The organism is Thalassoglobus neptunius (genome assembly GCF_007859735.1).
Lineage (GTDB): Bacteria > Planctomycetota > Planctomycetia > Planctomycetales > Planctomycetaceae > Thalassoglobus > Thalassoglobus neptunius.
Window position 1 is genome coordinate 1 of the sequence record NZ_SIHI01000120.1, and the last position, 2620, is coordinate 2620.

The following is a 2620-nucleotide window of genomic DNA, read 5'->3' on the forward strand; positions in this document are numbered from 1 at the left end:
ACGGTAAGCTGAATGGCGAGTACCGCTCACAGATGACCAGGACAGAACTCGAAACAAAAGGATACGGCAGACGCTGACTTGTGGAATCATTCATGAGCGGATTGAAGCGAACCACAGGTGCCGCACTCTCAGCCAGAAGCGAGAAAGCCCTGTTCGTCGAAGCCGCCCTCAAAGTCCTCGCCTACGCCCTGAGGCGTTAGCCCACGATCAAAACCTGTGATTTGTTTTCAACACAGCAATTTCGTCACCAAACTTTTCTGTAGAGGAATCTTCAGCTGCAGAATAGAATCTCATGGTAACATGCAGCAAATGACAACATAATCCACACCCAAAGGCTGAGTTTCGCTAAACCTTCCTTTATTGCTTCGAATCGTTGGCATGCACGACACTCCAGGGAACACTATTGAGACTATTCTTTCCTTTTTCAATTCCAAATTCTGGAGGCGAAACGCGGTCGAGTTTACCGAACGCGTTGATGAGCGTTTAAAAAAATCGCTTGCTGACATTGAACTCATTGCCAAAGCACTACCAACAGCGTTCAGAGATGCAATCCATCGTGAATCAATTGCAACCATATCCAAAGACATTGCTGAGTTGTTGGACCTAAGACCGCAATACGTGTATGCAATCGTCGCTGCAATGCAATCAAGACGCAATACTCCCAGTGCCCGCCTCTTGCCAAACGACAACGGTTCGTGGGCCGTCAGGAGTACGATAATTGAGTTGCTACGAAGTGAGGGGTTTCAACAAGGACTAAATTACCGAGATGTCATCGTTGAAGGGGAAAGTCCGAGCATCAGCGTAATCGACATCCATTGCCTGAATGTCGCATTAAAGATATCCGACGCACTGCTTGTGACATTCTCCGAACTGCGGCTGAACTTCATATCCAATTGTTCAACAAAAATAAGGAGCGGCTCAATGCTACCGGGTCATGCTCGAATCAACACGGTTGCAGACTTCCTGAGGTATCTTGGCCTACCTAGTCTTCGACGATCCAGAATGCTTCCCCTTTTCCGGTCTTCCAATCTTACGACTGTGAACGCCTTCGTCTCCCACGGCCAAAGCCGCTTCGGGAAATCCCCCCTGCGGCCTTGCTTCTTCCAGATAGTGAATCTTCAACTATGGAAATCGGATCGATCTGGCTTGTCCCCTTGAGCTTGCGAATCACTTCTTTGCACTCTTGGCGCTCTGCATCCGTTGAAATGCCCCCGAAGTTTGAACCAGGCTTATGAGAGTTGGGGTTGGGTAAGTAATTCAGTGTGCTGGAGTGGAGGAGAAGGTGGAGCCGTAGGCGGAACCTGCTCTGGAACGGAAGCACACTGAGTCGAAAATTCGGCAGGCGTCAGCCCACCAAGAGAGCTGTGCGGACGGCGGTGGTTGTAAGTCATCCGCCAGTCCTGAATCACATGGATCGCTTCAGTCAGCGTCGTGAACTCTTCACAGGCCAGGCATTCAGAGGTTGCGTGAGACTTCACCCGTGCCGAGTCAACTGCTTACGCGATCGCAAAGTGAGAAACCCACAATGACATCAATTCCAACAGATTGAAGTGAACAGTTCAACGTTACAGGAATCTCGTCACCGTCACCATGAACGTCAAGAATCTCCTTGGACCCGGAATCAACTTCAAGAGTCAGATTTGAAGGCAACCCTTCACCTTCGTAATCGATGTCTGCAAGAACTTGCCCGATAATGACTGCCGATTCCCCGCTGCTCGTTACAACGTGGTAGCCGGAACCGAAGTCTTCCAGATCATAGATGGGAGTAACCTCAACAATACCCTGAATCAATACACGATCGACGACACCGGACGCCTCAGAAGAAACATGCTTCGGGCCTCTGTTTTCTCGCATACAAATACAACTGGCACCAAACACCCCAACGGGCGCTGCAACGAGAATCAAAAGCCACGATACCGGGAAGAACAGCATCAGAACTGAATATGCGATGCCAGTCAGCATCAGAACTAAGAGGCTATCCGGAAACTGAGGTTTTGTGAAAGTCTGGTTTTGTTCACACTTTGCGGTTCATCAACGCAAAGGAGTGCACGGTGTCCGAGGCGATTCGAAAAGCGTACCCAAGTGACCTGACTGACCTTCAGTGGGAGATGATCGAAATGATTCTTCCGAAGCCCCGCCGCAGCAAGAAAGGCGGGCGACCACAAACTGTGGACGTGCGGGAAGTGATCAACACGATCCTCTATCAATGCCGATCGGGATGCCAGTGGGATATGCTTCCGCATGACCTGTTGCCCAAGAGCACGGTGTACGATTATTTCAAACGCTGGCGTGACGATGGAACACTGCAAAGAATCGTAAGCGCATGGTGAACTACGGGGTGTTGGCTTTGGTTTCGCGTTCTTGTTTTCTTCTTTCGGCGATGTTCCAGCGGTGTTGGGGGTGCGTTGCCAGCCAGTGGTTGGGGAGTAACGATTCGACATTNGAACGATTGGCTCAGCAGGCACCATGACATCCCCTGGACATTGGAAATTGTACGCCGACCGGCCGGCGTCCGAGGTTTCGTTTTACTGCCGAAACGCTGGGTTGCTGAGAGAACGTTCAGTTGGCTAGGTCGCTGGCGACGCTTGAGTCGTGACTATGAACATCACACCAAATCGAG

Annotated in this window: 2 protein-coding genes and 2 pseudogenes; 2 read left to right on the plus strand and 2 right to left on the minus strand. The window is 50.6% G+C overall.

The window, feature by feature from the left end; translation table 11 throughout:
* Nucleotides 1-1229: 1229 nt before the first annotated feature.
* Together KOR42_RS26015 and KOR42_RS26020 are read right to left on the minus strand one after the other, a co-directional pair.
* A complete protein-coding gene (locus KOR42_RS26015) occupies nucleotides 1230-1478 on the minus strand; it encodes an integrase core domain-containing protein (protein WP_146512715.1) in 249 nt (82 codons plus the stop codon).
* Nucleotides 1479-1488: 10 nt separating this feature from the next.
* Nucleotides 1489-1854: a hypothetical protein gene (locus KOR42_RS26020; RefSeq protein WP_231741148.1), complete on the minus strand. Its 366-nt coding sequence runs from the start codon at nucleotides 1852-1854 to the stop codon at nucleotides 1489-1491.
* A gap of 263 nt (nucleotides 1855-2117) precedes the next feature.
* On the opposite strand from KOR42_RS26020, the pseudogene KOR42_RS26025 reads away from it, so the two are divergent.
* Together KOR42_RS26025 and KOR42_RS26030 are read left to right on the plus strand one after the other, a co-directional pair.
* Nucleotides 2118-2312, plus strand: a pseudogene (locus KOR42_RS26025) (transposase); the annotation flags it as partial.
* Nucleotides 2313-2477: 165 nt separating this feature from the next.
* Nucleotides 2478-2620 (plus strand): annotated as a pseudogene (locus tag KOR42_RS26030) (transposase); the annotation flags it as partial.

Bases quoted from the DNA above. Each gene is read 5' to 3' on its own strand.
- KOR42_RS26020 (WP_231741148.1), bottom strand. From the start codon at position 1,854: ATGCGAGAAAACAGAGGCCCGAAGCATGTTTCTTCTGAGGCGTCCGGT.